This window comes from Halocynthiibacter sp., assembly GCF_049608145.1.
Taxonomy (GTDB): Bacteria; Pseudomonadota; Alphaproteobacteria; order Rhodobacterales; family Rhodobacteraceae; genus Halocynthiibacter.
In genome coordinates, this window is record NZ_JBMYXF010000112.1 from 1 (window position 1) to 726 (window position 726).

Here is a 726-nt window from a genome sequence, read left to right on the forward strand (position 1 = left end):
GGCTTGAGGCCCTGGCGCGTAAATCCATTGAACGGGCCAAATCCGGCGCGCAGGATTTGCCACAGTTTTCGCCGATGTTGTTGGAATTGCTACAAGATGCTTTTGTGATTTCCAGTGGCGGTTTGCAGGAAGAAGACATTCGCACCGGTGCGATTTGGGTTGCGATTGCGTCAAATCCTGATCGCTATTGTCATTTCTACATGCAGTCCGAATTCGAAGCGATGGATGCGGACGCGATGTCCGCGGCTTTTCATGAGCTGACCAAAGGGTCCATGGAAGGGCCGATCACCGATGAACATACGGCGGGTGGCGATGCTGGCCCCATGCCCGAAGGCGAAACCGCATTGCAAAAATACGGCCGCGACATCACCCAACAAGCCCGTGAAGGCAAGATCGATCCGGTGTTCTGCCGTGAAGGCGAGATTGCTCTGACCACCGATGTTCTATGCCGCCGCCGCAAGAACAATCCGATTTTGGTGGGGGATCCCGGTGTTGGTAAAACCGCGCTTGCGGAAGGGCTTGCGCTGAAAATTATTGATGAAGATGTGCCTGCCGCATTGATTGGTGCGGCGCTTTGGGAACTTGATCTCGGCGCGCTTCAGGCGGGTGCTTCGATGAAAGGTGAATTTGAACGTCGCCTGAAAGCCGTATTGGATGAAGTCCTAAGCACCCCTGAGAAAATCATTCTGTTTATCGACGAAGCCCATACATTGATTGGTGGCGGCG

General features: G+C 54.1%; 1 protein-coding gene. It reads left to right on the top strand.

Features of this window, described 5'->3' with window-relative positions:
* Positions 1-726, top strand: a 726-nt coding sequence (locus ACPGUT_RS16040) for an AAA family ATPase (protein ID WP_423993120.1), incomplete at both ends; no start/stop codon positions are given.